Source organism: Pseudomonas sp. MF09156, assembly GCF_059862305.1.
Genome location: NZ_JCBCUR010000004.1, coordinates 506,842 through 526,986 on the forward strand (window position 1 = coordinate 506,842; position 20,145 = coordinate 526,986).

The 20,145-nt window shown below is 60.9% G+C and carries 18 protein-coding genes; 13 read left to right on the forward strand and 5 right to left on the reverse strand.

The genetic code is table 11. The annotated features are described in order from the left end of the window. Positions 1–138 precede the first annotated feature (138 nt). The 13 genes from AC19YY_RS13745 to AC19YY_RS13805 all read left to right on the forward strand — a co-directional run bounded on the left by AC19YY_RS13745 (position 139) and on the right by AC19YY_RS13805 (position 15,014). Positions 139–2,163 (forward strand): TonB-dependent receptor, encoded by a 2,025-nt coding sequence (locus AC19YY_RS13745; RefSeq protein WP_500604362.1) that lies wholly within the window; start codon positions 139–141, stop codon positions 2,161–2,163. A 9-nt stretch (positions 2,164–2,172) separates the two neighbouring features. Beyond that, on the forward strand, positions 2,173–3,438 hold the full coding sequence (locus tag AC19YY_RS13750; protein ID WP_500604363.1) for an MFS transporter: 1,266 nt from the start codon (positions 2,173–2,175) through the stop codon (positions 3,436–3,438). 18 nt (positions 3,439–3,456) lie between these two features. Next, the gene (locus tag AC19YY_RS13755) at positions 3,457–4,557 is read left to right on the forward strand and encodes an acyl-CoA dehydrogenase family protein (protein WP_500604364.1); all 1,101 of its coding nucleotides are present in this window, start codon (positions 3,457–3,459) and stop codon (positions 4,555–4,557) included. 43 nt (positions 4,558–4,600) lie between these two features. After that, positions 4,601–5,089: a PhzA/PhzB family protein gene (locus AC19YY_RS13760; protein WP_170041207.1), complete on the forward strand. Its 489-nt coding sequence runs from the start codon at positions 4,601–4,603 to the stop codon at positions 5,087–5,089. Between the two features lie 23 nt (positions 5,090–5,112). Beyond that, a complete protein-coding gene (locus AC19YY_RS13765; RefSeq protein WP_170041206.1) occupies positions 5,113–5,601 on the forward strand; it encodes a PhzA/PhzB family protein in 489 nt (162 codons plus the stop codon). Positions 5,602–5,624: 23 nt separating this feature from the next. Further along, the gene (locus AC19YY_RS13770; RefSeq protein WP_169952920.1) at positions 5,625–6,842 is read left to right on the forward strand and encodes a 3-deoxy-7-phosphoheptulonate synthase; all 1,218 of its coding nucleotides are present in this window, start codon (positions 5,625–5,627) and stop codon (positions 6,840–6,842) included. Next, complete coding sequence (locus tag AC19YY_RS13775; RefSeq protein ID WP_170057168.1) at positions 6,839–7,462, forward strand: isochorismatase family protein; 624 nt, start codon at positions 6,839–6,841, stop codon at positions 7,460–7,462. The genes AC19YY_RS13770 and AC19YY_RS13775 overlap by 4 nt, the downstream gene beginning before the upstream one ends. Continuing rightward, positions 7,459–9,372, forward strand: a complete 1,914-nt coding sequence (locus tag AC19YY_RS13780) for an anthranilate synthase family protein (protein ID WP_170041204.1) — start codon at positions 7,459–7,461, stop codon at positions 9,370–9,372. Before AC19YY_RS13775 ends, AC19YY_RS13780 begins: the two co-directional genes overlap by 4 nt. A gap of 2 nt (positions 9,373–9,374) precedes the next feature. Further along, positions 9,375–10,211, forward strand: a complete 837-nt coding sequence (locus AC19YY_RS13785) for a PhzF family phenazine biosynthesis protein (protein ID WP_169952913.1) — start codon at positions 9,375–9,377, stop codon at positions 10,209–10,211. Between the two features lie 38 nt (positions 10,212–10,249). Next, the gene (gene phzG, locus AC19YY_RS13790; protein WP_275941748.1) at positions 10,250–10,876 is read left to right on the forward strand and encodes a phenazine biosynthesis FMN-dependent oxidase PhzG; all 627 of its coding nucleotides are present in this window, start codon (positions 10,250–10,252) and stop codon (positions 10,874–10,876) included. A gap of 280 nt (positions 10,877–11,156) precedes the next feature. Continuing rightward, a complete protein-coding gene (locus AC19YY_RS13795; protein WP_170041203.1) occupies positions 11,157–12,632 on the forward strand; it encodes a 4-hydroxyphenylacetate 3-hydroxylase N-terminal domain-containing protein in 1,476 nt (491 codons plus the stop codon). Positions 12,633–12,777: 145 nt separating this feature from the next. Next, positions 12,778–13,818, forward strand: coding sequence for an MDR family NADP-dependent oxidoreductase (locus AC19YY_RS13800; protein WP_169952907.1), 1,041 nt, complete (start codon positions 12,778–12,780; stop codon positions 13,816–13,818). Beyond that, positions 13,818–15,014 (forward strand): MFS transporter, encoded by a 1,197-nt coding sequence (locus AC19YY_RS13805; protein ID WP_169952905.1) that lies wholly within the window; start codon positions 13,818–13,820, stop codon positions 15,012–15,014. Before AC19YY_RS13800 ends, AC19YY_RS13805 begins: the two co-directional genes overlap by 1 nt. A gap of 192 nt (positions 15,015–15,206) precedes the next feature. Here the strand turns inward: AC19YY_RS13805 and AC19YY_RS13810 are convergent, their stop codons facing one another. The 5 genes from AC19YY_RS13810 to tssF are packed head-to-tail and all read right to left on the reverse strand — an operon-like array spanning position 15,207 to position 20,134. Next, entirely contained in the window at positions 15,207–16,331 is a 1,125-nt protein-coding gene (locus AC19YY_RS13810) for an OmpA family protein (protein WP_500604365.1), read from the reverse strand. 23 nt (positions 16,332–16,354) lie between these two features. Further along, positions 16,355–16,795 carry a type VI secretion system baseplate subunit TssE gene (gene tssE / locus AC19YY_RS13815; RefSeq protein WP_172311675.1) on the reverse strand — a complete coding sequence of 147 codons (441 nt, stop codon included), beginning with the start codon at positions 16,793–16,795 and terminating at the stop codon, positions 16,355–16,357. Between the two features lie 3 nt (positions 16,796–16,798). Then, a complete protein-coding gene (gene tssJ, locus AC19YY_RS13820) occupies positions 16,799–17,323 on the reverse strand; it encodes a type VI secretion system lipoprotein TssJ (protein WP_169952899.1) in 525 nt (174 codons plus the stop codon). After that, complete coding sequence (tssG, locus tag AC19YY_RS13825; protein ID WP_172311677.1) at positions 17,304–18,401, reverse strand: type VI secretion system baseplate subunit TssG; 1,098 nt, start codon at positions 18,399–18,401, stop codon at positions 17,304–17,306. The genes tssJ and tssG overlap by 20 nt, the downstream gene beginning before the upstream one ends. Beyond that, positions 18,365–20,134 (reverse strand): type VI secretion system baseplate subunit TssF, encoded by a 1,770-nt coding sequence (tssF, locus tag AC19YY_RS13830; protein ID WP_500604366.1) that lies wholly within the window; start codon positions 20,132–20,134, stop codon positions 18,365–18,367. Before tssF ends, tssG begins: the two co-directional genes overlap by 37 nt. Positions 20,135–20,145 lie beyond the last annotated feature (11 nt).

A 20,145-nucleotide genomic window follows, 5' to 3' on the forward strand; every position in this document is an offset into this window, starting at 1 on the left:
TACCCAATGACGGGGGGAGATCTCCGAAATGCCAAACAGATAATCCGGACCTCCAAAAAAGTGTAACAAGATTTATTCGCATTGGCATCCTATAGTGGCCCGACCTTAATTAGCGCCTATTTCGGGCCTGGCTACCACATGAATTATGCCCCTGACTCGGTGCTGCGCACCGTTTTCATTGCGTTGTCTGCCCTTGCCTGCCCGGCAGCTGTTTATGCACAAACCGCGTCGGACTCTGCCGAAAATGCAACCAGCATCGCCCTCCCCTCCGTGGTGGTGACGGCCGACAAGATTGAGCGGCCGCTGGAAATGGTACCCGCCAGTGTCGCGGTGATTGATGGCCAGGATCTTGAGCAATCGGGCATCACGACTATGGAGCAACTGGAGGGTCGCATTGGCGGGTTGTCCTTCCAGCCCTTTGGCCAGGCCGGTATGAAAGCACCGGTGATGCGCGGCGTGACGGCCGGTATCCACTCCTATTCTTCCTCGGTACTGCTCCTGGTCGATGACGTTCCCACATTGATGGCACAGGGCTTCGAGAACAGCCTCCTAGATGTGGATCGTGTCGAAGTACTGCGTGGACCGCAGTCCACCTTGTACGGGCGCAATGCAGAGACCGGCGTGGTCGCCATCCACAGCCAGCAGATGGAAGATACCCCACGGGCCACGGTAACGACCGAGCTGGGCAGCCGGGACAAGCGGGACGTGCGCTTCGCCTTGAGTGGCCCGCTGGTTGCCAACACCTTGTATGGCAGCGTTTCCGGCTCGATCGCACGGCAGTCCGGGTTCATTCATAACACCTATACGGGCGGGGATGAGGACCATACCCACCACAAATACCTGAACCTGGGACTGCGCTGGACCCCAACCGACGCCGATGAAGTGGTCACCCGTTACACCCGTCAGGATTACAACGATGGTGCGGCGCTCTGGGGCAATGCCGGCCAGCCCAGCGACCGCGTTGCATCCACCACGCCCAGCTGGAACCGCTCCCTGGGCCAGACCTTCTCGATCAATGCCTCGCACCTGTTCGATACGGGCCTGCGCCTGCGCTCCATCACTGCCTACAACGACTACCAGGACAAGGTCCTGCAAGACTCCGACTTCATGCCGGTAGAACGCCTGTACATCGGGCGCGACAACCATATGCGCACCCTGTCGCAGGAGTTCCGGGTGGAGGGGCAACTGGGGCGGGCCGACTGGTTAGTAGGCCTATACGGTGATCACGGTAACAACGACTTGCGCAACTTTGCCCTGCGCAGCCCCGTCTTCTCTGATTATGGCGGCCGCTTGAAGACAGATTCGGTGGCCCTGTTCACCCACTGGAATGTGCCGTTCAACGATGACTGGAGCGTTTCGGCGGGCGCGCGCATCGAGCGCATGTCGGCAGGCATCACCCCCACCGGTGGTGGACACAGCAGCCAGGACTGGACCTATGTCTCGCCGAAGCTGAGCCTGCAGTACCAGATCAATGCCTCCAACCAGTGGTACATCAGTGCCAGCCGAGGGGTACGCGCCGGCGGCTATAACATCTTTGTTTCCAGGCTCAACTACCCCTCTTATTCGCCGGAAGATATCTGGTCCTACGAGACCGGCCTCAAAGGCTGGGCGCTGGACAAACAGCTGCGTTACTCCCTCGCGGCCTACGTGATGAAAATCGACAACATGCAAGTGCAAATGCAGCCGGCGGTGGGCGTGATCTACACCGCCAGCGCCGCCAAGGCGACGTCCAAGGGCGTAGAGCTGGACCTGGACTATCTGCTCGGTGCCGGCTGGCAAGTGACCACAGGCGTGGCCTTCAACCACACCACTTACGACAGTTTTCAGGACGGTGCGACCAACTACGCGGGCAACTACAACACCTTTGCCCCCCGACTCAATGGCCATGTAGACCTGCGCTACACCGCGCCACAGAGATGGTATGCCCAAGGCAGCGTGGTGGGCACCAGCAAGATCTACCTGGATGCCGGCAACCGTTACGAACGCAATGGCTACGGCCTGCTGAATCTGGTGGTGGGCTATCCCTTCGGCCAGTGGGAAGTGGCGGCTTATGCCAACAACACGCTCAATAAGAAGTACGACGCCGAAGGTTACAACGCCGGCTACTACACCATCTACAGCCCGCCACGTGAAGTCGGCGCGCGACTGACCTGGCGCATGTGAGGCGTGGTGATGAACACAACTTTCTGGTGGCCACGACAGCTGCTGATCGGCTGGATCAACCTCGCCCTGACGGCACCGTTGATTTATCTGTTCATCGGCCTGCCGTTGGTGATGCGCGAACACGGCTGGAGCGCTACACAAATTGGCCTGATGCAGATGACGGGGTTGCCGGCGCTAGGCAAGTTCCTGCTGGCGACACCCATCGACCGCTGGCAGGTAGGCCGGAACAATTATCGCAATTGGGGAATGCTGCTGGGCGTGGGTTACATCGCCACCCTGCTGTTGCTGGGCCTCCATGATTTGGCTGAGACACCATTTGCCCTGTTGTTCGTGCTAGCCATGGCGGTCAGCCTCTTCGGTACCTGGGTCGATTTGCCCATCAACGCGCTGGCCATCCGGATGCTGCCGCAAACCCAGCGCATGCAGGCCGGTGCGATTCGTTCAACAGCCACCTCGCTGGCGGCAATCATCGGCGGTGGCCTGATGCTGATCCTGCACAGCCGTACAGGTTGGGCCGCGCCCTTGTACGTTTTGTCTCTCGGGGTGCTTTCGGCAGTGCTGCTGCTCCCGCTGCTGCGAACACCGACCACCCTTGCCTGCCCTGTTCCCGAAGAGCGCGACGCCTTTATATCCAGGCCCAGCATGGGGCAATGGCTGGCGTGGTTTACACAACCCGGGCACCGCACCTGGACCGTATTGCTGATCTTGTATTTCCCGTTGATCGGCACCGTCTGGGTGTTCCTCAAGCCGTTGATGCTCGACCAGGGTTTCAGCCCTGAACGCATTGCACAGATTGTCGGCGTGGGTGGCGGGGTGGTCGCCGCTTTCTCCAGCCTGGCCGGGAGCTATGTATCGCGAAAGTGGGGAGTGCGCGTTGCGTTGCCCTTGTTTGCGGCCGGCAACCTGCTGACGCTGGGCACGCTGGCCGCCAGCACGCTGCTTTGCTGGGGGCCTAACGCAATGGCCGTCGCGGCTTTGCTGGTGGCCCTGATGATGGGCGCCAGCGGCGGCCTGGTGTTCGGTTTGATGATGTACCACGTACGGCCCGGGCTGTCGGCGCTGGACTACGGCATCCAGTCGAGTCTGTTCGTAGCAGGTCGCACGCTGCTGCCGATTCTCGCCGGCGTGTTGCTGGACCACACCGGTTACAGCGGCCTGTTCGGCTGCCTGCTGGCCGCCCTTGGCCTGATGCTGGCCTACCTGCTCGGCTGGAGCCTGCGCGCCCCGCGCAAACCCGCCAGCCAAACACCCTCACCCACACAGTCGGTTGAATAATTTCAAGGAGATGACCCGATGCAAGAGCTGAAAGCGCCGAGCACCCTCGCTCAACTGATGCCCCTTGAGCGCGTCCGTGAAGTTGCCGCCCGCCACGCGTTGAACGCCGACCAGCAAGGTGTGCTGGCCGCCGAAGTGGTGGAGGCGCTGACCTGCGCCGGTTTTTCCCGCTACTTCGTGCCAAGGGAACAGGGCGGGCACCCCGGCACCTTCGTCGAACTGTCACAGCGCATCGTGGCTGTGGCCAAGGCATGCCCTTCTGCTGCCTGGTGCGCCATCATCCAGGCGGTCGTAGGGCGCATGGCAGCCTACCTTCCAGTGGCTGCACAACAGCAAATCTGGGGAGACAGCCAGGACGTACGCATTTGTGCCTCGTTCCGCTCCACCGGCAAGGTCGAGGCCGTCGCCCAGGGCTGGCGTTTGACGGGGACATGGCACTACCTCTCGGGCGTTGATTTCGCTGATTGGGCTTTGCTGTGCATTGAGGTCGATGACGGGGAGCAACGCTTCGCCGCCATTCCCGCCGGTACCTGGCAAGTCCTCGACAATTGGCAAACCCTGGGCATGCGGGGCACAGGCAGTCACTCGATCATCCTGGACGCAGTGGTTGTACCGACGCATATGACCTTTGCCAGAACCGACTTGATGAAAGGTGGTTCCCGCCACGCCCAGGGCCCGCAGTACCAGGCCTCACCGATTGCCGCCGATGCCCAGCTGTTTTTGGCCTGTGGCCTGGGGGCCGGCTGGCAGTGCCTTGAGCAATGGCGTGACAGCCTCCCCAGCGAGGCAGTGGGTGAAGTGGCCATGGCCTATGCCAGCGCGGAAGCTGCACTGGAGACCTGCGGCCTGTTGCTGCACAACAGTTGCCAGGCGATTGACCAGGGTGAGTTATCACCACTGCAAATCGGACGTTGCGCCCGTGATGCGAGCTTCGCTGCACAACTGCTTCTGGACGCCGTCAACCGCATCTTCCGCCTGAGCGGCGCCCAAGCCCACTTCAGCAGCAATCTGGTGCAGAAAAGCTGGCGTGACGTGCAAACGCTGACGTCGCACATCGCGTTAAGGCCTGACTTCAATTTCATCGGCTATACCCGGCATGCCCTGGCGAACAGGCCGTAGCGCAATGCCCGCCAGGACAGCGGTAGACAGGGAGGCTTAAATCATGCAGGACACCTCACCAATGACAGGCTTCGCAAACCACCTGCAGTTGCGTCGGATCAATCGCGCAACCGTCGAGCGCTACATGCACATGAAGGGCGCCGAACGGCTGCAACGCCACACCTTGTTCAGCGAGGACGGCTGCGGCGGAAACTGGACCACGGCTACCGGAGAGCCCCTGGTTTTCCAGGGCCACGAGAGCCTGGCACGCCTTGCCGTATGGCTCGAGCAATGTTTTCCCGACTGGGAATGGCACAACGTACGGATCTTCGAAACCGACGACCCCAACCACCTCTGGGTGGAGTGCGACGGGCGCGGCAAGGTGCTGATCCCGGGCTATCCGCAAGGCTACTGCGAGAACCACTACCTGCACTCATTCGAACTCGATAACGGCAGGATCAAGCGCAACCGCGAGTTCATGAACCCTGTGCCCAAGCTGCACGCACTAGGCATAGCCATGCCGCAAATAAAGCGCGACGGCATTCCCGTCTAAATACCATCAAAGGAGTATTGATGATGCCAGACACAACTAACCAAGCCGACTTCAGTGGCGCCTCCGATCTTCGCGAGAAGAATCGCATCACCGTTGCAACCTACATGAATACCAAGGGCCAGGATCGCCTGCGTCGACATGAGTTGTTCGTCGAAGATGGCAGTGGCGGTCTATGGACGACGGATACCGGCGCACCGATCGTGATCAGCGGTAAACAGAAACTCGCGGAACATGCGGTCTGGTCGCTCAAGTGTTTTCCGGACTGGGAATGGTACGACATCAAGATCTTCGGTACCGACGACCCCAATCACTTCTGGGTCGAGTGCAAAGGCCACGGCAAGATCCTCTTCCCCGGTTACCCGGACGGCTATTACGAAAACCACTTCCTGCATTCCTTCGAGCTGGATGACGGCAAGATCAAGCGCAATCGCGAGTTCATGAACGTCTTCCAGCAACTGCGCGCACTAAGTATTACGGTGCCGCAAATCAAACGCGAAGGTATTCCCACCTGATAGCCAGCCAAGCAGGGTCAATAATGGACGATTTATTGCAACGCGTGCAGCGCTGCGAGGTGCTGCAGCAACCCGACTGGGACGATCCGTCGTGCCTGCGCAAGGTTCAGGAGTGCCTGCGGGCCAGCCCGGCGTTGATCCGGGTTGGCGATACCCTGGCACTGCGTGCACAGCTTGCCCGTGTCGCCACGGGCGAGGCGCTGGTGATGCAGTGCGGCGACTGCGCCGAAGACATCGACGACCACCAGGTACACAGCGTGACACGCAAGACCGCACTGCTTGAGACGCTCGCCGGGGCGCTGCAAAAGGCCGGGGGCCGCCCGGTAATCCGGGTCGGGCGGATTGCCGGGCAATATGCCAAGCCTCGATCCAAGCCCCATGAACAGGTCGGCGAACAGCTGCTGCCGGTGTATCGCGGCGATATGGTCAACGGTCATGCGGCGAATGCCAGACAGCGTCAGGCCAACCCACAGCGGATCCTCAAGGGCTATGCATCGGCGCGCAACATCATGCGTCACCTGGGCTGGGACGCCCCGCGCGATCTTGATAAAGGCGCCCCGCCGGTGTGGACCAGTCACGAGATGCTGTTGCTCGACTACGAGCTGTCGATGTTGCGCAAGGATCACCAGCACCGGGCCTACCTGGGGTCGACCCATTGGCCTTGGATTGGCGAGCGCACCCGACAGTTGAACGGCGCGCATGTGGCGCTGCTCAGCCAGGTGCTCAACCCGGTGGCCTGCAAAGTCGGCCCGCAGATGGGTCGCGAGCAGTTGCTGGGGCTTTGCGAACGGCTCGACCCGCAACGCGAGCCAGGACGGTTGACGTTGATTGCGCGAATGGGCGCACAGGCCGTCGGCGAACGCCTACCGTCGCTGGTAGAAACGGTACGTGCAGCCGGCCATCCGGTGATCTGGTTGAGCGATCCGATGCATGGCAACACTATCGTCGCCCCTTGCGGCAACAAGACCCGCATGGTGCAAACCATTAGCGAGGAAATCTGCACCTTCAAGCATGCCGTGACTTCAGCCGGTGGCGTGGCCGCCGGCCTTCACCTGGAAACCACCCCCGACAACGTCAGCGAATGCGCGACAGACGCGGCAGGTTTGCTCCAGGTCAGCCGCCACTACACCAGTCTCTGCGACCCACGCCTCAATCCCCAGCAGGCACTCGCCGCAGTGATGGCCTGGAACGGCTGGCAAGCAGCCCCCACTGCAAACTTCCCACTGGAGACTGTCGCATGACCGGCATTCCAAACATCGTCCCGTATGCCCTACCCACCTCCCGCGACCTGCCTGTCAACCTCGCACAATGGCGTATCGACCCCGAGCGCGCCGTACTGTTGGTGCATGACATGCAACGCTACTTCCTACGGCCCTTGCCCGACGCCCTGCGTGAAGAAGTGGTGGGCAACGCCGCGCGCATTTGCCAGTGGGCGGCTGACAACGGCGTGCCGGTGGCCTACACCGCCCAGCCTGGCAGCATGAGCGAAGCGCAACGCGGGCTGCTCAAGGACTTCTGGGGGCCCGGCATGCAGGCCAGCGCCACTGACCGCGAGGTGGTCGACGCCCTGGCGCCCAAGCCTGGCGACTGGCTGCTGACTAAGTGGCGCTACAGTGCGTTCTTCAACTCCGACCTGCTGGAGCGGATGCACGCCAATGAGCGCGATCAGTTGATCCTGTGCGGGGTGTATGCCCATGTCGGGGTGCTGATCTCGACCGTAGATGCCTACTCCAACGATATCCAGCCGTTCCTCGTGGCCGACGCTATTGCCGACTTCAGCAAGGAACACCACTGGATGGCCATCGAATACGCCGCCAGCCGCTGTGCCATGGTCGTCACCACTGACGAGGTGGTGTCATGAGCCAAGCCGCCGCCCGCCTTATGGAGCGCATCCTGCAACCGGCGCCCGAGCCGTTTGCCCTGCTGTACCGGCCGGAGTCCGGCGGCCCGGGACTGCTGGACGTGTTGATAGGCGAGATGTCGCAGCCCACGGTCCTGGCCGATATCGACTTGCCCGCCACCTCGATCGGCGCGCCTCGCCTGGATGTATTGACGCTGATTCCCTACCACCAGATTGCCGAGCGTGGCTTTGACGCCGTGGACGATCAGTCGCCATTGCTGGCGATGAAAATCACCGAACAGCAGCCCATCGGCATCGAACAGCTACTGGGGCTGCTGCCCGACGTGCCCATCCAGTTGAACAACGAGCGCTTCGACCTCAGCGACGCAAGCTACGCCGAGATCGTCAGCCAGGTGATCACCAACGAAATCGGCTGCGGTGAAGGCGCAAACTTCGTGATCAAGCGCACCTTCCTCGCCGAGATCAGCGAATACGGACCAGCCAGTGCCCTGTCGTTCTTTCGTCATCTGCTAGAGCGGGAGAAAGGTGTCTATTGGACATTTATCATCCACACCGGCAACCGCACCTTCGTCGGTGCATCCCCCGAGCGCCATATCAGCGTCAAGGAGGGGCTTGCGGTGATGAACCCCATCAGCGGTACTTATCGCTATCCGCCCGCCGGTCCCAACCTGGCAGAGGTCATGGAGTTTTTGGCCGACCGCAAGGAAGCCGACGAGCTGTACATGGTGGTCGACGAAGAACTGAAAATGATGGCGCGCATTTGTGACGACGGCGGCCGCGTGCTCGGTCCTTACCTCAAGGAAATGGCCCACCTGGCCCACACCGAATACTTCATCGAAGGCAAGACCCGGCGCGATGTACGCGAAATCCTGCGCGAAACCCTGTTCGCCCCTACCGTCACCGGCAGTCCACTGGAAAGCGCCTGCCGGGTCATTCAACGCTATGAGCCACAAGGCCGGAGGTACTACAGCGGCATGGCTGCGCTGATCGGCAGCGACGGCAAGGGGGGGCGTACTCTGGATTCGGCGATCCTGATTCGCACCGCCGACATCGATGGCAACGGCCAGGTGCAGATCAGCGTGGGCTCGACCATCGTGCGCCACTCTGATCCAGTGACCGAAGCTGCCGAAAGCCGGGCCAAGGCCGCCGGGCTGATTAGCGCATTGAAAAACCAGGCGCCCTCGCGCTTCGGTAGCCACCTGCAGGTGCGGGCGGCTTTGGCCAGCCGCAATGCCTACGTTTCCAACTTCTGGCTGATGGACAGCCAGCAACGGCAACAGACCCATGCCGATTTTAACGGGCGCCAGGTGTTGATCGTCGACGCGGAAGACACCTTCACCTCGATGATCGCCAAGCAACTTCGTGCCCTGGGTCTGGTGGTAACGGTGTGCAGCTTGCGCGACGAATACAGCTTTGATGGTTATGACCTGGTGATCATGGGCCCAGGCCCCGGTAACCCGAGCGATACCCAACTGCCAAAAATCGACCATCTGCACGTGGCCATCCGCTCCTTGCTGCGCCAGCAGCGACCGTTCCTCGCGGTGTGCCTGAGTCATCAGGTGCTGAGTCTGTGCCTGGGCCTGGAGCTGCAACGCAGAGCCATTCCCAACCAGGGCGTGCAAAAACAGATCGACCTGTTTGGCCACGCCGAACGGGTCGGTTTCTATAACACCTTCGCCGCCCAGAGCAGCAGTGACCGCCTAGACATCAACGGCATCGGAACCGTCGAAATCAGCCGCGACAGCGAGACCGGGGAAGTACATGCCCTGCGTGGGCCATCGTTTGCATCCATGCAGTTTCATGCCGAGTCGCTGCTGACCCAGGAAGGCCCACGCATCATCGCCGACCTGCTACGCCATGCCCTCCTCCACACACCTGTCGACAGCAGCGCTTCGGCCGCCGGGAGATAACCATGCACCAATACGTCATCATCGACGCCTTTGCCAGCGTCCCTCTGGAAGGCAATCCGGTCGCGGTGTTCTTTGACGCCGATGACTTGTCGTCCACGCAAATGCAACGTATCGCCCGCGAGATGAACCTGTCGGAAACCACCTTCGTGCTCAAGCCGCGCAACGGTGGCGATGCGTTGATCCGGATTTTTACCCCGGTCAACGAACTGCCGTTTGCCGGCCATCCATTACTGGGTACCGCTATTGCGTTGGGTGCGCAGACCGACAATCACCGGCTGTACCTGGAAACCCGGATGGGCACCATCACTTTTGAACTGGAGCGCCACAACACCAGCGTCATCGCCGCCAGCATGGACCAGCCCATACCGACCTGGACCACCTTGGGACGCGATGCGCAATTGCTCAGCGCCTTGGGGATCAGCGGCTCGACCTTTCCTATCGAGATCTATCACAACGGCCCGCGCCATGTGTTTGTCGGCTTGCCGGATATTGCCGCGCTGTCAGCGCTGCACCCCGACCATCGTGCCCTTGCCAGCTTCCATGACATGGCCATCAACTGCTTTGCCGGCGCAGGGCGGCAGTGGCGCAGCCGGATGTTCTCACCGGCCTATGGCGTGGTCGAGGATGCCGCCACCGGCTCTGCGGCCGGGCCCTTGGCAATTCACCTGGCACGCCACGGCCAGATCGAGTTCGGCCAGCAGATCGAGATTCTGCAGGGCGTGGAAATCGGCCGGCCGTCGCTGATGTTCGCCAGGGCTGAGGGCCGGGCCGATCAACTGACGCGGGTTGAAGTATCGGGCAATGGCGTCACGTTCGGCCGGGGGACCATCGTGCTATGAACCCTTCACTACAAGGCAAGCCCCTGCTGGGCAAAGGTATGTCGGAGTCTCTCACCGGCACGCTGGATGCGCCGTTTCCCGAGTACCAGACGCTGCCCGCCGATCCCATGGTCGTGCTGGCCAACTGGTTGGAGCGTGCACGCCGCGTGGGCATCCGCGAACCTCGGGCGCTGGCGCTGGCCACCGCCGACAGCCAGGGCCGGCCATCGACACGCATCATCGTGATCAGCGAAATCAGTACGCGTGGCCTGGTGTTCGCCACCCATGCCGGCAGCCAGAAAGGGCGCGAACTACTGGAGAATCCCTGGGCCTCGGGGGTGCTGTATTGGCGTGAAACCAGTCAGCAGATCATTTTCAATGGTATCGCCGAGCAGCTTTCGTCGGAGCGCGCCGACGCACAGTGGCAGAGTCGGCCCTATGCAACCCACCCCATGTCGGTGGCCTCGCGCCAGAGTGAAGAACTCATCGATATTGAGTCGTTGCGCGCGCAAGCCCAGCGTCTGGCACTAGTCGGCGGCCCGCTGCCACGCCCACCCGGATATTGCCTGTTCGAGTTGTGCCTTGAGTCAATTGAGTTCTGGGCCAACGGCAGCGGGCGGATGCATGAGCGGCTGCGCTATGACCGCTGCGCCGAAGGCTGGAAACATCGCCGGCTACAGCCGTAGGACAGTGCAATAAACACGCTTTGAAAAACCGGGTTGCTGCAACTTCGAACACATTGCACGAACTTCAATATTCATGACACCCGGTCAACAAGACAAGAGTCCGGGTGGGAAACAACGCGTACTCGAAATGCCAAACAGAGAATCCGGATCGCCAAAGTCTGTAACGACATTAATTCCCATCTGAATCTTATAGTGGCGCTAGAACGTTGTCCTTGATCCAGCGCTAGACAGCGGGCCAGAGCCTACGCAAACAACGTTGAACATTACTGAGGTTGCTACCATGCCAGATCTGCAAAACAAGCGTAAATATCTGAAAAGTGCAGAATCCTTCAAAGCTTCACTGCGTGATGACCGCACTGTTATTTATCAAGGCCAAGTTGTTGAAGATGTGACTACACACTTCTCTACGGCTGGCGGCATATCGCAAGTTGCAGAAATCTACGAGGAACAGTTCAGCGGTAAACACGACGACATTCTGACGTACGTACGCCCCGACGGTTACCTGGCCTCTTCTGCCTATATGCCCCCCAGAAACAAAGCAGACTTGGCGTCGCGACGCCGCGCAATCATGTACGTTGCGCAAAAAACCTGGGGCACCCACTGCCGTAGCCTGGACATGATCGCCAGCTTCGCCGTCGGCATGATGGGACACCTGCCGACATTCAGGAAAAAATGCCCCGAGTACGCAGAAAACATCACCGATTACCATGACTACGCCGAGCGCAACAGCCTGTATTTGTCCGAGGCCATTGTTGACCCTCAAGGCTATCGGGCACGGACCCACGGCACCGACCTCAACCTGACGCCGCCCGATCGTGCGGTGATGCGGATCAACAAGCAAAACGCCGAGGGCATCTGGATCAGCGGCGTCAAAGGCGTGGGCACGGTAGCACCGCAATCCAATGAAATATTTGTCGGCAGTTTGCACCCCGCGGCGCCCGACGAGTCATTCTGGGCCTACGTCCCTGCCGATGCGCCGGGGGTGAAGATTTTCTGCCGGGAGATTGTCTCCCAGCCCCACGCCAGCGCCTACGACCACCCGCTCACGTCCAAAGGCGAAGAAGCCGAGGCGATGGTGGTATTCGATAACGTGTTCATTCCACGCTGGCGAATCATGGCGGCAAACGTCCCAGAACTGGCCAACGCCGGTTTCTTCAACCTGTGGACCTCATACAGCCATTGGTACACGCTGGTGCGTCTGGAAACCAAGGCGGACCTGTACGCCGGACTGGCCAAGGTGATCATGGAAGTCCTGGGCCTTGAGGGTATTGCGGTGGTTCGCCAGCGGGTCAGCGAAATAGTGCAGTTTTCAGAAATACTCAAAGGCATGTGCATCGCGTCCATCGAAACGGCCGAGATGTCCGACGGCGACATACTGCTGCCTGGCCCCAACGCACTGGCCGCCGGACGGGTATTTGCCATGGAAAAACTGCCCCGGGTGCTGCATCTGCTCAGAGAGCTGTGCGGACAAGGCCTGATCCTCAGGTTCAACGAGAAAGACTTGGCCGCCGACGCCGCCTTTGGCCAGAAGTTCTCCTGGTTTCTTGACACGCAAAGCGTGGGCGCCAGAGAGAAGAACCTGCTGATGAATCTGGTGTGGGACGTGGCCGCCAGTGAGCACTCCACACGGGCGTTGGTGTTTGAAGAGCAGCACGCACTCAGCGAGCCCCTGCTGCGCGATCGCCTGGTGCTGGACTACGACTACCACCAAAGCACCAGCCTGATACGCCGCATGGTGGGGCTCAACGCCAAATAGACCAACTGCCGCGCAGGCGCCGCGCAATGAGCCCGGCGCTCGATCAGCGTTGCCCGCCTTGCGGCCTCTGGCATCTCGTAGTTTCCAACCCTCAACGGCTACACCGCCCCAGGAACCTCCAAATGAATACAGCAGGAGCCCGTTCATGACGGAACAAACACTCAAAGCGCGCGAGGTCAAACTACTCGGTTACAACTCACGCGCACTCAAGGCCGAACATTTTGCAGTGGTCGAAACCGCGCTTGCAGCACCCGGCCCCGGGCAAGTACTGGTGCGCAACCGCTGGTTTCGTGTCTCTATCTCTACCCGCTTGATGGCCGAAGCGGGTGCCGAGGAGGTAAAGGGCATTCCCTTTCCACCACTCAAGCCTGGCGACACGCTCGCCGATGGCGCCATTGGCGAGGTGGTACAGGTCGGCGCCGGCGTTGATCTGAGCATCGGCAGCCTGGTCATGCATCCTTTGGGGTGGCGCGATTATGCAATGGTACCGGTCGCACAATGCACGTACATCGACAGCCCGGTCGTTGACCCCGCCGCGTGGCTCGGGCATGGCTGGACCGCCTTTGCCGCGCTGGTCAAGGGCGTGCAAGTGCGTCCGGGCGATACGGTCTTTGTCACCAGCGGTGCAGGCGCGATTGGCTCAATGGCCGGGCAAATCGCCCGACTGCTGGGTGCTACGCGAGTCATCGGCACGACCAGCAACCAGGAGAAAGCCCGCTGGATGCAGGCGCAGTTGGGTTATGACGCGGTGGTCACACGCGAAGGCGAGCCAATCCGCGAGCAACTGGCCCGCGTTGCTCCAGAGGGTATTGACGTTATCGTCGACATGGTCGGCGGCGAACAACTGGCGGCCGCGCTGGAGATCGCCCGGCACGGTGCACGTTGTGTATTGCTCGGTGCAGTGTCAGCGGAACTGAACCCCCACAGCGCAACCCTGAAGGCACCGGTGGAGCTCGACACCTTCCAGCTGATTCTCAAGGGCGTGACGATACGCGGTTTCAGTGCCGACGAAGAGGCACCAGAAATGTTTGACGCCTGGATCCGGCAACTGGCGCTGTGGCAGCGCGGCAGCGGTATTCGGATTGCCCACACATTGGTCAAAGGCCTGGACCAGGCACCGCTGGCGTTGCAAGAAGCCTGCGCGGGCCACCTCAAGAGCCTGGTCCTGGTGGAGTTGGAACAGTGATGGACACCTCAACCGTTTCACCTCAAGTCAATACCACCGCGGCGCAATCATGGCTGCTGTGGGTGGGTTTTATCCTGGTGTCGCTGAACCTGCGGCTGATCTTCACAACAGTTGGCCCATTGTTGGAGAACCTGCAACTTGGCTTTACCTCCACCTTGCTGGTGACGACCTTACCTCTGGCACTGCTGGGTCTGTTCTCCATGGCCGGCGTAAGGTTGCGACACTGGCTGGGAGAGGAGCGTGCGCTGTTTTTCGCGCTGATCCTGCTAAGCATCGGTTGCAGCGTTCGCGGGCTGGGTGAGTCCGGGCTGATCGTGGGCACCGTAGTGGGCAGTGTGGGTATTGCCGTGATGAACGTGATCATGCCCGTGCTCGCACGAAAACGCTTCGGTCCGCAACGCATGGGTATGGTGATGGGGATCTATGCATTGATGCTTGGAGCCGGTGCGGTACTGGGTGCCAGCGTATCGCTGCCGCTGTTCCAATGGCTGGGGGCTGATCGCGCCTCGGCGTTCCATGCCCTCGGGCTCTGGGCCGTCCCGGCCTTGCTGGCCTTGTTACTGTGGTTGCCACAGTTGCGGCACGCCGCGCACCATGGGTTGGGCAGCGGTCATAGCGGGCCGAGCGTTAACGTTTATCGCAACCCCACGGCCTGGGCAATCACGCTGTTTTTCGGACTGCAAGTGCTGAACCTGTTCGTGTTTCTGCCGTGGATGCCCACCCTACTCAGGGACCGTGGCACCGATGTGGCTACTGCGGCGCTGATTTTCTCGGTCTCGCAACTGAGCCTGATGGTCGCCAGTTTTTTCACGCCTTTGCTGGCTGCACGCACCCAGGACCACCGCCCGCACATCACTTCAGTCATCCTGTTGTGCCTGGCCGGAACACTGGGGTTGATGTATGCGCCTTTGCCCAGCGCCATCGTGTGGGCCGGTGTGCTCGGCTTCGGGCAAGGTGCCGGGCTTTCTCTGGGGACGTTCCTGTTCGTTGCCAAGGCCGCCAGCATCGACACCGCCACGCGTATTTCGGCCATGGCGCAAACGGTGGGTTATCTGATTGCCGTCGCGGGGCCCCTGGTAGTCGGGGCACTCTATCAACACAGTGGAGACTGGAACCTGCCGGTGTTGTTGCTGGTGGGGATTTTGCTGATTGAATTGATCGTGGCGCTGCCGGCGGGGCGTAACGTCAAGGTGTGAGCCTTCGGAGCGGGATTTTGCGCAGATCTCGCTCCAACCGGGGCGCTGCTTGAAATATTGCCCGTCCGAAGTCGGGCTAACGCTTGGGCAGGGTAATGCGGTTCGGTGCGGGTGGCCTCGGCCACAGCCAAGAGCCATTGCGCGCTGAAAGGAAAGGAGCTCGCCTTGCAGGTGAACACTTGGGTCGGCACTTTATGATCGACCACTTTCCCCCGCCAATGCGGTCTGCTCACAGGCACCCACCTGCGGTACCAGTTGGATATCCACACGCCGATTAACGGTACGTCCGGCCTCGGTCGCATTGCTGGCGATAGGCTGTTTGGCCGCCAAGCCCTGCACCGCGAAACAACTGTCGGCGATGTCGCCCATCTGCTGCATCCAGTCGCGCACGGCTGAGGCGCGGGCGTGGGACAGGGCCAGGTTTTGTTCCACAGGTCCGGTCGCATCGGTATGCCCTGCGATCACGATCAGCCAGCCCGGTTGGGCTTTGATACCGACCAGGGCATTGATCAGTACTTTGGTCGAGCCTGGCTTCAGGATTGCGCTGCCGGCATCGAACAGCGACAGGCTGTCCAATCGCACGGGTTCGGGCATGAGGGGTGGACGGTCTTGATTTGTCAGCCATGTCTGCCAACCAAGTCCCGCGAGCAAGGCGATAATCAGCATCCCGGCAAACAGCAACAAGGCCAGACGTCGCCTGCGTGGCTCCACGTCAGGGGGAGGCATGATCACCACAGGTTTCACCAATGTCGGTGTCATCACTCTAACGGGATCCAGCACTATTTCGCCCGATGCATAGCGCTGTTCAAGGCGCTGGATAAGGCTGCCCACCTGGTAGCGCAGAGCCTGTAATGCTTGCAGAGGATTCGCCGCCTGAGAAAGTAAACGCGCATGCAAACGTGCCAGCTCGGTGTCCAGTTGAACCAACGCGGACACACTGTGGGCGGTCATCGCCATGCTGCGCATCAGCGGTTGCAACTGATCGAACAACCACCCCAGCAGGTCCGGACGCACCGACGCCATCGGCGGCCACAGGCGTGCCCACTCGCGACTCAGGGCTTCCAGCAACACCACGCCCTGGGTGATGCCCTCCAGCCCATGACGTTGACCGCGTGCCAAGGTGTAAAAACACGCTGTTTGTAGGTCGGCACCATTTTGTTGGAACAACGCCAGGCAGCTTTGCTCCACCTTGGCCCAGTCCACATCCGGGCAAGCAGGATGGCTGAGCTTGGCCAATTCCTCACGCAATACCGTAAATTCACTGAAGCCGCGTGGATCACCGCCGACTCGAATACGCATCTCAAACAACGCCGTCATTGGGCTTCCCTTCCGTTCTAGGTTCAAGGCTTGGTCAGGTAGTGCTGTCGTTTCAAGTGACGCACCAGCACTTTGCCCCCGGGCGCCAGGGTGGTGCCGAAGCTCATGTGCTGCCCATCTTTGAGTTGCGCGTCCAGGGCATACTCCAGATGCCCCGGCAGCGTCTGGGGCTGCAGTTCGATGGAGACCGCTGCCAGACGCGGTTCGTACTTGAGCAGGGTGGCGGTCATGGTGCCGATCAAGCCATGGGCCGTGGCGGGCAATCCCTGCAGGATCAGGCCCATGTCCGGCAGCCCGTAATCGGGCAGATGGCTGAGCGCACCGGCGCGGCTGTTGAGGATCCGCTGCAGGTTGTCCAGCACCGAGAGGGCGTGCTGGTCTTCCTCACTGACCTGATGCAGATCCAACTCACCGTCGAAATTTTGCAGCAGCATTTCGTACAGCGAGGGGTTGTACTCGGTCATGGTTCAGTCCTTTGCCAAGGGCCGCAGGGTCAAGCGATTATCCCCCAGCTCGATGACCCGAGCCCGATCCGGGTCCAGGTCATCACGGGTCAACGTCAGGCGCCAGGTGTTCAACTGGGTATCAGGGCTGCGAAACAACGCCACCACCGTGACGAACTGCGCGTCCTTGTCCATCGGCACATTCAACTGCGCGCCTTCCTCGGGCTTCACCACCACCGAGCGTTTGTCCAACAACGCGCTCGCCAGCAGTTGATTGTCATCGCCCAGCAGCCCGTCGTAGGTGGCCTGCTCTACCGCCTTGCTGTCGCGCAATTGATACACCCGCACCAGGGTCGGCACCGACAAGGCGCTCATGTCCGTGGCAGAGGTGTTCAACGCCGCGCGTGCACTGAAATCCAGATGCAGGGTTTTCACCTGCTTGTAGAAGATCGCCTTGGTAGTGGATGCCGTGCCATCCGCAACGGTCTGGGCCAGACCACACCCGCCGAGAGCCGCGAATATCACCAGACTAAAAACGGTACGCAACATGCTGTGTTTCCCTATTGTGGGGATTAATCGAAAGGCCTTGGTAGCGGCCCAGGTTGATCGTGAGAGTGTCGTGTTCGGCCACCTGCCAAGCATCGCTTCCCAAGCCCAGCACCCCGGTCATGCCCAACCGAATAGGGGCTTGCCCCAGCACCGGTGCGGGCAGGCTGTGCACTGGCAATGACAACTGCAGTTTCGCCGTGCAGCGCCACCCGAGGTACACGCGCAGCAGCACCAGCAGATCGCTGTACAACTCACCACAGGGCAACCAGCCGATGGCTTCCTGCGTGTCTTCTGTGTAGAGCGTCAGCCGCAGTTGGCTGTTGGCATCAAGGCCAACGCTGCCCAACGGCGTCCCCTGGGACAAGCTCACTGGACGTTGGCGGGAAAGGTTGGCCGGATGTTCCAACGCAATTTTTTGTGGCCAATGCGGGGTCACCTGCGCCTGGGTGTTGGGCGCCAGTAACTTGACCAGCGCGGTGATGCCCTCGGCATTACGTGTGGGCAGGCGCATCACACTGAGCAGGGCCAGAAAACGCGAGACCGGCGTGGCGATCTGCTGGGCGGTGCCAGGAATCCCTAAGCCGATCAGCCCCAACAGGCATTGCGAGGTGGCATCGGTGCCGCCTGCTTCGAAAGTCGCCGGGTAGGAATACTTGCGCCAGATCCGGTAGAACTGGGTGAAGATCCGGTGGTTGAAAATATCCAGGAAGGCTTCCAACGCTTCATGCCCTTCCCGGCGCTGCGCGATGTCATCCAAAAACACCGTCGGCATCGGCGAGTCGACGCCGTACAACCCGAGCAGACGAGTGCGTACTGTCGCCGGCCGTTCCGGATGAGCTACATCGGTTTCAATCGACTTCAACTCGCTGGCTGGAAAGCCCATACCCGGATCAGGCCGAAAGCGCACCGCATCATCAGCCGGGTGCGCGGTACTGCCCAAAGGCGGATGACCGGGCAGAGCCTGCTCCAGCAACTGGCAAAAGCGGTACAGGTTAGCCTCGGCTACTTGGTCCTGCAGGGCGTCGAGCAGGCCGCCGGCTTTCAGCCGGGAATACGCTGACTGTGGTTCTCGTTCCATCGCAGGCACTTTCCAGTAGGTTGCAGGATCAGCGTGAGCTGGGTGTACAGATGAATGTCGGCATACAAGGAGAAGAAGCGGTTGAGCATCTCGCCGAACAGGCTGATGTCGCCCTCCCCCGAAAAGCCATTGGCATCCAGGGTGATTTCGATATCCACCCCACGCAGCAGAAAGCCTTTCTCGAAACGCTGCACCAGGTGATGTTTGACCTCGCCGATCGCCGCCAAACGACGGCGATTCAGCTCACTGCCCGTCCAGTCATACAGCGCCAACGTCCCGCGCAGCACCTCGGCATTGTCGAGCATCGGCAGGAAGTTCGATCCCAGGTGACTGAGCACCCGCCAGTGAAAGCGGTCGCGGTTCGGCGGATAACACGGCAAGGTCGGCGCACACAGATTGCGCACGCGCAAACCGGCCTGGGTGGACTGCACCACCGTATCGAGCAAGGTGCTTTGCAGTGCCTTGCGCGGCAACTGGCCGTGGGTGCCGGTCAAGCGCAATGACAGGCTTTCACGCTCGCGCAGGCGGTCCTTGTCAAAACCCTCGCCGCCGAGGATCAACCAGGTGTCATGCAAACCATTCGCTGCGCGCTTCAGGCGCGTATGGAAGTAGCGTTCTGGGGCATCAAAGCGCAGCATGCCGCCCTTGTGACGAAAGCTGGTGAACGGCACGTAGTCCTGGCGCTCGGCGTTCCTCGACGCGGTGACCCGGTCCACCGAATAGATCTCCGTATGACCGTCCTGCAATCGCATCGGGCGTAGCAAGTAGTCGGTTTGCAAGGGCGCCAGGGTCAGCGGGTCGGCCTCTAGCGCAAACAGATTGATCACCGGTACCGCGTGCAGGCGGATGTGCTCGCTGCTCAAGTCGAAGTTGGCCGGCCAGGGTTCACGCAACACCACTTCAATTTCGAACCAGGTCGTGCCAGGCGCAATCTTCAACTGCTCCAGGCCGCACAAGGTCACAAACATGAATTTTTCACGGAAACTGAAATATTCCAACAGCAACTGGTAACCGCTGAAGGCGCTGTCGCCCTTGGGCCACAGCCGGTCTTCATCGGCAAAGCCCTTGGGCGCAAAATGCGCGGTCAGTGGCTGGCGCTCGGTCTGGCCGGGCCAGCGCACATACATCGCTTGTGCATTCAGGGTCAGCGCCTGATGCAACGCGCTGGCCAGCGGCGTATCGGCATTCAGGTATAGCGGCAAACGGCTGAGGTCGATCAGGCTCCAGTCGGTCAACGCCCCACAGGCAAAACGCAGGCGCAACACTGAGCGACCATCCATTTCATGACCGCGCCCCACCGATTCCAACGCCAGCGGCCGCAGGGTCAAGTCCTGGGTGGTGGTGTAACGGCAACGGGTGCGTTGCGGGCCGATCGGTTGCGACAGCACCTCAAACCCCTGAGTGATCAACTCGCTACGTTTCATCTGCGTCAGTTCAGGCACCAGTTCAACCACCGACAGCGATGGAATGGTGCGCAGGTAATGCGGCCACAGCAGGCTGACCAGGCCTTCGGTCAGTTCCGGCAGGTCGTCGTCGAGTTTTTCGCGCAAGCGGCCCATCAAGAATGCGAAGCCCTCGAACAGGCGCTCCACATAGGGATCCTGCGCTCCCGGTTTGTCCAGATTGAGCTGCGCCGCCCGATCCGGGAACGCGTCCGCGAACTCCTTGCCGGCCTCGCGCAGGTAGCGCATTTCGGCATCGAAGTAGCGCAGTGTCAGATTGTCCATGTTCACAGAAAGAATCC

Coding starts and splice junctions, on each gene's coding strand:
- AC19YY_RS13755 (WP_500604364.1), top strand. CDS start 3,457: ATGCAAGAGCTGAAAGCGCCGAGCACCCTCGCTCAACTGATGCCCCTT.
- AC19YY_RS13770 (WP_169952920.1), top strand. CDS start 5,625: ATGGACGATTTATTGCAACGCGTGCAGCGCTGCGAGGTGCTGCAGCAA.
- AC19YY_RS13780 (WP_170041204.1), top strand. CDS start 7,459: ATGAGCCAAGCCGCCGCCCGCCTTATGGAGCGCATCCTGCAACCGGCG.
- AC19YY_RS13800 (WP_169952907.1), top strand. CDS start 12,778: ATGACGGAACAAACACTCAAAGCGCGCGAGGTCAAACTACTCGGTTAC.
- AC19YY_RS13775 (WP_170057168.1), top strand. CDS start 6,839: ATGACCGGCATTCCAAACATCGTCCCGTATGCCCTACCCACCTCCCGC.
- AC19YY_RS13765 (WP_170041206.1), top strand. CDS start 5,113: ATGCCAGACACAACTAACCAAGCCGACTTCAGTGGCGCCTCCGATCTT.
- AC19YY_RS13750 (WP_500604363.1), top strand. CDS start 2,173: ATGAACACAACTTTCTGGTGGCCACGACAGCTGCTGATCGGCTGGATC.
- phzG (WP_275941748.1), top strand. CDS start 10,250: ATGTCGGAGTCTCTCACCGGCACGCTGGATGCGCCGTTTCCCGAGTAC.
- tssG (WP_172311677.1), bottom strand. CDS start 18,401: ATGGAACGAGAACCACAGTCAGCGTATTCCCGGCTGAAAGCCGGCGGC.
- tssJ (WP_169952899.1), bottom strand. CDS start 17,323: ATGTTGCGTACCGTTTTTAGTCTGGTGATATTCGCGGCTCTCGGCGGG.
- AC19YY_RS13785 (WP_169952913.1), top strand. CDS start 9,375: ATGCACCAATACGTCATCATCGACGCCTTTGCCAGCGTCCCTCTGGAA.
- AC19YY_RS13805 (WP_169952905.1), top strand. CDS start 13,818: ATGGACACCTCAACCGTTTCACCTCAAGTCAATACCACCGCGGCGCAA.
- tssE (WP_172311675.1), bottom strand. CDS start 16,795: ATGACCGAGTACAACCCCTCGCTGTACGAAATGCTGCTGCAAAATTTC.
- AC19YY_RS13760 (WP_170041207.1), top strand. CDS start 4,601: ATGCAGGACACCTCACCAATGACAGGCTTCGCAAACCACCTGCAGTTG.
- AC19YY_RS13745 (WP_500604362.1), top strand. CDS start 139: ATGAATTATGCCCCTGACTCGGTGCTGCGCACCGTTTTCATTGCGTTG.
- AC19YY_RS13795 (WP_170041203.1), top strand. CDS start 11,157: ATGCCAGATCTGCAAAACAAGCGTAAATATCTGAAAAGTGCAGAATCC.
- AC19YY_RS13810 (WP_500604365.1), bottom strand. CDS start 16,331: ATGACGGCGTTGTTTGAGATGCGTATTCGAGTCGGCGGTGATCCACGC.